Here is a 7,714-nt window from a genome sequence, read left to right as displayed (position 1 = left end):
GATCCGCTCCGGCGCCCCGGCGGCGCCGGCCGCCGGCGTGCTCGGGCTCGGGCTCGGGCTCGGCAGGCCGCTGAAGGTGGCGGCCGGAGCGGCGGCCACCCTCGCCGCGGGGTGCGCCGGGGCGGCCAGGGTGCCCGCCAGGATGCCGCCGGCGCCGAGGGCGACCAGCACCGCGGCGCCGCCCGACACGGCGGCCAGCCGACGGCGGCGCAGCCTGCGGCCGAACTCCAGGCCGCCGGCCACCAGGGGCTCGGGGGCGGAGGTGAACGCCTCGCCGGCCTGGCCGAGCGCGCTGATCAGGTCGTCGTCCTCGATCGGGCCGTGGGACTGCGGGTCTGCGGGCATGCGTGATCACCGTCTCTCGCGGGCGTGCTCGGTTGGTGGGTCGGTGGGCGGGTCGGTGGACCGGTGCGCGGGATGCTCGGCGCGGCTCAGGCGGCGTCCGTCGCGACGAAGGTGTCGCCCAGGACGGCCCGTAGGCGGGCCAGCGCCCGGGTGCTCTGGGTGCGGACGGCCCCCGGGCTGGCCCGCAGGGCCTCCGCCGTCTCCTCCACGCTGCGGTCCTCCCAGTAGCGCAGGATCAGCACCGCCCGGTCCCGCTCGGAGAGCCGGGCCAGCGCGTCCAGCAGGGTCAGCCGCAGCTCCGGGTCGCCCGCGCGGGCCGGCGCCTCCGGCAGCTCACCGACCGGGCGCTCGGTGCTGCTGCGGCGGCGCTGGTGCGTCAGGAAGGCGCGCACCAGCACGGTGTGCGCGTACGCGGCGGGGTTGTCGATCCTGGCCACCCCCGTGGACCAGGCCGACCGCCGCCACAGCACGTACATCCGGCCCAGCGTCTCCTGGACCAGGTCCTCGGCGAAGTGCGTGTCCCCGCCGGTCAGCAGGCACGCCGAACGGTAGAGGTGACCGGCCCGGCCGGCGGCGAACTCCAGGTACTCGGCTTCCCTGGCCTCACGCGCCGCACTGCTCCACACCACGTCCGCTCCCCCGCTCACGTCACCCTGACTCCTCAATGACGCGGCGGGGAGCCGACGATGTTACAGGTGGATCGTGGCGGATCCGGGAGCGCTCAGAGCGCGCGCCGGCGACGGTGGTCGCGCAGCACCACGGTGGCGCCGAAGATCAGCGCGACGGCGAGCGCGGCCGAGGCCAGCACGTAGGTGGCGGTGCGCCGGTCACGGTCGGCCTGGGTCTCGCCGAGCCCCAGCGGCTGCGGCCGGATCGGCGCGCCGGCCAGCTGGACGGGGCTGTCCGGGACCGCGGCGTCGGCCGGCGGCGCGGTGTCGGTGACCGCCTTCACCGGGTCGACCACACCCCAGCCGATGTACTTGTTGGGCCCGCGCTCGGTGCGCTGCGCGGTCTGCTCGATCCGGGCCCGGATCTGCCGGGCCGTCCAGTCGGGGTGCTCGCCGCGCAGCAGCGCGGCCACCGCCGCCACGTACGGGGTGGCGAAGCTGGTGCCGTTGTCGACGCACTGGCCGCCGACCGGGACGGTGGAGAGCATGTCGACGCCCGGCGCGGCCACCTTGACGAAGTCGCCGTACTCGGAGAACGAGGCCCGCTCGTTGTTGCGGTCGGAGGCGCCCACCGCGAGCACGGTGGGGTAGGCGGCGGGGTAGGTCGGACCCTCCTGGCCGTCGTTGCCGGAGGCCGCGACCACCACCACGTTCTGGGCCTCGGCCGCCTCGACGGCGCGGCGCAGGTCGTCGCTGCCGCCGAAGGCGCCGTTGTCGGTGGTGCCGCGGACGTCCTGGGAGATGTTGATGACCTGGACGTGGGCCTGCACGGCCGCGTAGATCGCCTGGATCAGGGTGCCCACGTCACCGCTGCCGGCGTCGTCGTTCTGCCGGATCGAGTAGATCATCGCGTCCGGCGCGAGCCCGACGAACCCGATGCCGTCGCGGTGCCGGGCCGCGATGATGCCGGCGACCTTGGTGCCGTGGCCGACCGTGTCGGTGGTGCCGTCGCCGGGGACCTTCTGGTTGTTGTTGTTCTTGTCCACCAGTAGCGAGCCGCCGTTGACGACCTTGTCGGCCAGCTGCGGGTTGCTGTTGTCCACACCGGTGTCGATCACCGCCACCGTGACGCCCTTGCCGGTGACCGTGCCGTTCTGCCAGAGCTGGTCGAGCAGCACCCGCTGCAGTGCCCAGGGGGTGGCCGACACGACCTTCGCGGGGAACGGGCAGTCCCCGGCGGAGGAGACGCTCAGCGGGGACCAGTGGGTCCCGCCCGACGGATCCGCGGCGTACGCCGGGACGGTGGCCGTCGCGGCCAGCACACCCAGCGCGGCGGCACCTGCGGCGGCCCTGCCCCATCGCCCCAACGACACTGTCCACCCCTACGACTCGCTCGGCCGGTCAGCCGGTCCCCCCGCGGGACCGACAGCGCGGGGCGGGCGTCCGGTCCCGGACGCCCGCCCCGCACATGGTCACTCGCCGCCCCGTGCGGGGCCGCGGCTCAGTTGCTCCAGATGGCCGCGTTGGAGCGCTCGGTGCTGGTGTAGCTCTCGTGCGCGTTGTCCAGCGCGGCGGCGATCTGGTTCAGCGTGCTGTGCAGGTCGGCCGCCTTCTGGTCCCAGATGGCCTGGCGGGCCTGGTAGCCCTCCTGCGCCGCGCCGGACCACGAGCTGGCGATCCGGGTGACGCCGGCCTTCAGGTCGTCCAGCTGCTGCTGGATCCGGGTGGCGGTGCTGCGCACCTCCTGGCCGGCGTCCTGGATGGTGCCGAAAGTAACGAGGATGTGGCCATCGGACATGCTGACTCCTTGTGGTGAAGAGGTGGGCGAGGGGCGTCCCGTCCTGGGGCGCCCCACGATCTACGCTGCGGGACCCGTGAGGGTCAGGCGCCGGAGACGCCGGTGAGCGACGAGCGCTGCTGCTCTTCGGTGGCGGAGTACTGCTTGGTGGTGGCGTCGATCGCCTGCTTGATCTCGTCCAGCACCTTGTTCAGTGCGGTCGCGTCCTCGTTCCACCGGGCCTGGAGCTGGTGGTACGCGGTGGCGGCTGCGCCCTGCCAGCCCGAAGTGATCGTCTCGACAAGCGAGTTGAGCTTCGTGAGCTCGCCCTGGACCTGCGCGTTCACCTCGGCGATCTTCGCCGAGAAGGCGTGCATCTCCTCAGCGGTCGTCGTGAACTGACCAGCCATATTCCACCGTCCCCCATGAGACAGACCTGTTCGGACGGGCCGGTCACCCGGTCCGGGCCGAACGGCACCACTGGTGTGATGCCCATATCACTCTAGCCGCCGGCAGTGACCGGCCCAACACCGGGCGCCGATTGGTTACCGGAGCATGACCGGGCGGCAACCGGCTGCTGACCACGGGTCAGGAGTTCTGCGCCTGGGTCGCGGTCTTGGTGTTCAGCACCGGGCCGGCCGGCACCAGGTCGGACCACTGCTTGGGCACCGGCACCGGCGGGGTGTCCTTGTAGCCGAGCCTGGCCCGTGCCTCGTCGGTCGCCGGCTGGGAGCCCGCGGGGTCGGGGCTGGCCCCGGTCGCCGGCGCCTTGCCCTCGCTGGTGGTGGGCACCCAGTAGCGCAGCCCGGTCTCGGTGAGCAGGTAGTCGCTGCCCGAGCCCTGCGCGGAGGCGTCCATCGCCCGGTAGAACAGCCCGTGCCCGGGGCTCACATGGGCGGTGGCGGTGCCCGCGGTGAACTGCGCCGGGAAGTTCTGGCCGGCCCAGACGCTGCGCAGCACGGTGTCGCCGTTCATCCCGTCGAAGGTGCTGCAGACCACGGTGCGCCCGCCGGCCGCGTCCGGGCCGTTGACCGGCGTGCTGGGCTTGGCCGGCGGCCAGTCGGCGGGCTTGGCGAGCGGGCCGCTGCTGTCGAAGTCCTGCGTGTAGCGCGAGTTGTCGGCCGGGGTGATCTCGGCGAACTTCGGAGCGCCGTTGTCGTAGGCGATCGCGGTCAGCGGGTTCTGCCGGATCAACTCGGCCTGGAAGGGCGTCACCTGGTAGAGGCGGTCCTTGCCGACCACGTAGTAGGCGTCCCCCGAGGTCACCAGCCGGCCCACGAAGCGCTGCGTCTGGTCGGAGAGTTGCACGGTGGAGGGGGTCTTGGTCGCGGTCAGCCCCGGCACCTGCGGGAAGGTGATCGGGGAGCCGTCCTGCAAGGTGCCCAGCCAGTCGTCGGTGACCCGCTCGGGCTTGGGCTGGGTGCCGAACAGCGCGATCCGCAGCGCCCGCAGGTCGCCCTCGGCCATCTGCGGGGTGCCGATGACGTGCTTGCGGCCCTGCGGGTCGACCAGGTACTGCACCCCGTCGGTGCCGTTCTTGCCGACCTCCTGCACGAAGAGCGACTGGGCGCCGGCCAGCACCAGGCCCGGCCTGGCCAGCATGTCCGCATCGGGCCCCGCCGCCACGAACAGGCCCTGGTTGGGGTGCTGGTCGTCGGCACCGGGCCGGTCGCAGACCGACCACTTCTTGGACTTGCCCGCGTCGGCGGCCTTGGGCAGCTTGTCGGGCGCGTAGGGGATCCCGATGGTGGGGCCGTGGTTCTTGTAGTTGTCGAGCACCGAGTCGTCCACGATGACCACCGAGGAGTCGGCCGGCAGCACCAGCTTCGCCGAGGCCATGTTCAGCACCGGGTAGAGCGTCTTGTCGCCGTGGTCGCCGGGCAGCACCACGTACCGGGTCGCCGAGTCCTTGCCCAGGATCACGTTCTTGCCGTTGTCCCAGCCCGTCGGCGCGCTGGGCTTGAGCAGCCCCCACAGGCCGCAGCCGGCCACGATCAGCGAGGCCACCACCAGGGAGGGCACCACCGCGCGGACCGGGCGCGGCGCGTCCTCGTCGCTGCCGCCGCCGCTGGGCTGCAGGAAGGCGCCCACGGTGCGCTTGCGCGCGAACGTGTAGGCGTTCAGCTCGTCCCGGCGTGATGCCATGCTCGTCTTCTCCCCTGTGACGTGATGTCGCCCGCTCGCCGCGCGCCCACCCGGCCCACATCCCCGTGATGGCCGTAGGAGTCTGCCACCCGCCAGCCGTCGGACCCGGCCAACCCTCTACGATGCGGCAGACGGTGAGTACGGTACGGGTACCGTCGCGGGCCCGGCCAACCGGGCCGTGACAGTTGATCAGAGAGGGTCACTCGGGGGATGCCAAGCCAGACCGCGCCAGGGCGACGCAGGACAGCGCAGGGCAGGGGAGGCGGCGGCTCGCGGGCCGACTCCGGGCGGCGGGGCGGCGAACGGGCGCCCCGGGCCGACGCCGCGGGCCCGGTCCCGGTCAAGGTGCACCCCCGACCCGGCCTGCTCGGCGGGCGCCTGCAGGCGCAGCAGCTGATCCTGATCGAGATCGCGGCGGCCCTGGTGGCCGTGGGCTGGACGATCAACCGGGCGATGGCCGGGGCGTTCGCGGTACCGGCCGTGCTGCTGCTGGTGCTGGCCCTGGTCCCGGTCCGCGGGCGCACCCTGACCGAGGCGGTGCGGATCCGCGCGGCCTCGCGACGGCGCCGGCGCGAGTCGCCGCTCAACCTCCCGCCGCCCGGCACCGACCCGGGCCTGGCGCCCGCGCTGGAGCTGGAGCCCGCGCTGCGCACCTGCACCCACGCCACCGAGATCGACCTGGGCGCCGGGCGCCCGGTGCGCCGCGAGACCGGCATGATCGGCGACGGCACCTTCCTGACCTCGGTCCTGCTGGTGCAGGCCAAGGACCAGCCGCTGCGGCCGATGCGCACCGCGCTGCCGCTGCCGCTGGACGTCCTCTGCTCGGCGCTGCGGGTCGACGACATCGCGCTGGAGTCGGTCCAGCTGGTCCAGCACACCCAGCCCGCCCCGGCCCCGCACCTGCCCGAGCAGGCCCTGGCCACCCGGGCCTACCAGGAGCTGCCGGAGGGCCTCAACACGCCCGCGCTGCGCCTGACCTGGGTCGCCCTCAAGCTCGACCCGGAGCGCGCGGCGACCGCGGTGCTGGCGCGCGGCGGCGGCGAGGAGGGCGCCCGCAAGGCGCTGCAGCGGGTCACCGACCAGCTGGCCGGCCGGCTGAACGGCGCCGGCTTCACCGCGACCGCGCTGGACGAGCGGGAGCTGATCGGCGCGCTCTCCATCGCGACCTGCGCCAACCCGCTGGCCACCGCCGGACGCCAGGGCACCGGCAACGGCAGCGGCGGCACCACCCGCAGGACCCAGGAGAGCAGCCGGTACTGGCGGGTGGACGACCGCTTCCACGCCACCTACTGGATCGCCCGGTGGCCCCAGCTCAGCCGCCCGGGCGGCGCCCCGGGCCGGATCGCGGCCCCCGAACTGGTCAACCTGCTCACCGGCACGCCCGGGCTGGCCAGCGCCTTCAGCCTCACCGCCCGCCCGGGCACCGGCGGTTCGGTGGCGATCACCGGACACGTGCGGGTGGTGGCGCGCAGCGAGAACGACGTCGACCAGTTCGGCCGGCAGCTGGAACAGCGCGCGCAGAGCGCCGGCCTGGGCCTGGCCCGGCTCGACCAGGAGCAGGCGCCCGGCGTGCTCGCCACCCTGCCGCTCGGAGGGACCACCTGATGGCCTACCAGACCTACTCCACGGGCCCCCAGCAGGCGCCCGCCGAGCAGGGGCGCGCCGTCGCCCGGATCCGGGCCGGCTTCGGCCTGCGCGGCCCGCGCCGCGAGCGGCACGTGCTCGGGCCCGAGGAACTCGGCGCGCTCTCCTTCCCGGTCGGCGACGACGGCGTGCTGATCGGCGAGGACCGCGACCAGCGCCCCGCGGTGCTGGGCCTCTTCCGCCCCAGCGCGTACGACGTGGTGCTGGTCGGCGGGATCTGGACGGCCCAGGTGATCGCGCTGCGGGCGGCGGCGACCGGCGCCCGGGTGGCCGTGGAGACCGCCCGTCCGCAGTACTGGTCGCTGCTGGCGCAGGCCGCCGGCGGCGGGCAGCCCTGCCTGACCGTGCACCAGATCGGCCGGCTCGGCGCGCAGGGCGCCTCGGTCTCGGCCCCGGTGCTCGTGGTGCGCGACCTCGGGCCGCGCCCGCCGCGCAGCCGGCTCTCGGCCACCCCCTGGCAGTCCACCCTGACCGTGCTGCCGTTCCTGGGCCCCAACGCGACCCGGGTGCTGAACGCCGCCGACCTGGTCGGCGTGCAGCGGGTCGCCCCGCAGGAGGCCGAGCTGATCGGGCGGGTGCTCTCGTTCGGCGGGCAGGACGTCGCCGCGCTGCCGACGCTGGGCGAGGACATGACGCTGTGGTCCACCCGGATCCGGCGCCAGTACGTGCGGATGGCGCCCGGCAACGCCGAGCACCAACTACTGGGACCGGCCCGCCGGGTCGACTGACCGCGGGCGGCCGGGGACGGGCGCCGGCCGGCGCCCGTCGACCCTGCCCAGCACCTTGCCCGTCACTCTCCCCGGCGACCGGCCACCGGCCCGGACCGGGCCCGCCCGGCGCGCTGACCTCGGGCGGTCCGGCGCCCCGCGCGCGGTCGCGGGCGGCCGAGACCCGACGGTGCAGTGAACCGCGACGGGTGCAGGTTCTAGTCTTGTGCCTACCGCACCGCGAACAGCGGCGGCGAACACGAGGGAGCCCAAGGTGAGCAGCGATCGGGACGGCGTCTACGTCGGCGACAACGCGGCGGCGGAGGACGACGACGACTGGTCCGACGCACCCGACTACACTCCCCCGTCCTGGTACACCCAGGGCGAACCGGCTGCCGGTGGAGCGGCGGGCGAGCCCGCCGTCGCACCGGCCGGCGAGGCGCCCGCGCCCGCCCCCCCCCCCCCCCCCCCCCCCCCCCCCGCGGCCG

General features: G+C 74.6%; 8 protein-coding genes and 1 pseudogene. 3 read left to right on the top strand and 6 right to left on the bottom strand.

What is annotated here, in order from left to right:
* The 6 genes and pseudogenes from ABD323_RS26835 to eccB form a co-directional block, all read right to left on the bottom strand.
* Positions 1-345 (bottom strand): annotated as a pseudogene (locus ABD323_RS26835) (hypothetical protein); the annotation flags it as partial.
* An 86-nt stretch (positions 346-431) separates the two neighbouring features.
* Positions 432-992 carry a SigE family RNA polymerase sigma factor gene (locus ABD323_RS26830; protein WP_344444549.1) on the bottom strand — a complete coding sequence of 187 codons (561 nt, stop codon included), beginning with the start codon at positions 990-992 and terminating at the stop codon, positions 432-434.
* Between the two features lie 74 nt (positions 993-1,066).
* A complete protein-coding gene (gene mycP / locus ABD323_RS26825; RefSeq protein ID WP_344444548.1) occupies positions 1,067-2,326 on the bottom strand; it encodes a type VII secretion-associated serine protease mycosin in 1,260 nt (419 codons plus the stop codon).
* A gap of 128 nt (positions 2,327-2,454) precedes the next feature.
* Positions 2,455-2,751, bottom strand: coding sequence for a WXG100 family type VII secretion target (locus ABD323_RS26820; RefSeq protein WP_344444547.1), 297 nt, complete (start codon positions 2,749-2,751; stop codon positions 2,455-2,457).
* 83 nt (positions 2,752-2,834) lie between these two features.
* Entirely contained in the window at positions 2,835-3,140 is a 306-nt protein-coding gene (locus ABD323_RS26815) for a WXG100 family type VII secretion target (RefSeq protein ID WP_344444546.1), read from the bottom strand.
* A gap of 178 nt (positions 3,141-3,318) precedes the next feature.
* Entirely contained in the window at positions 3,319-4,875 is a 1,557-nt protein-coding gene (gene eccB / locus ABD323_RS26810) for a type VII secretion protein EccB (RefSeq protein WP_344444545.1), read from the bottom strand.
* 210 nt (positions 4,876-5,085) lie between these two features.
* On the opposite strand from eccB, the gene eccE reads away from it, so the two are divergent.
* The 3 genes from eccE to ABD323_RS26795 all read left to right on the top strand — a co-directional run.
* Complete coding sequence (eccE, locus tag ABD323_RS26805; protein ID WP_344444544.1) at positions 5,086-6,480, top strand: type VII secretion protein EccE; 1,395 nt, start codon at positions 5,086-5,088, stop codon at positions 6,478-6,480.
* Positions 6,480-7,247 carry a hypothetical protein gene (locus ABD323_RS26800; protein WP_344444542.1) on the top strand — a complete coding sequence of 256 codons (768 nt, stop codon included), beginning with the start codon at positions 6,480-6,482 and terminating at the stop codon, positions 7,245-7,247. The genes eccE and ABD323_RS26800 overlap by 1 nt, the downstream gene beginning before the upstream one ends.
* Before the next feature lie 253 nt (positions 7,248-7,500).
* The coding region (locus ABD323_RS26795) for a hypothetical protein (RefSeq protein WP_344444541.1) at positions 7,501-7,714 on the top strand (214 nt) is incomplete at its 3' end.

Origin of the sequence: Kitasatospora nipponensis (genome assembly GCF_039528135.1) — a bacterium.
GTDB classification, from domain to species: domain Bacteria; phylum Actinomycetota; class Actinomycetes; order Streptomycetales; family Streptomycetaceae; genus Kitasatospora; species Kitasatospora nipponensis.
Note: the sequence above shows the minus strand (reverse complement) of the source record. Positions and strands in the feature narration are given on the sequence as shown.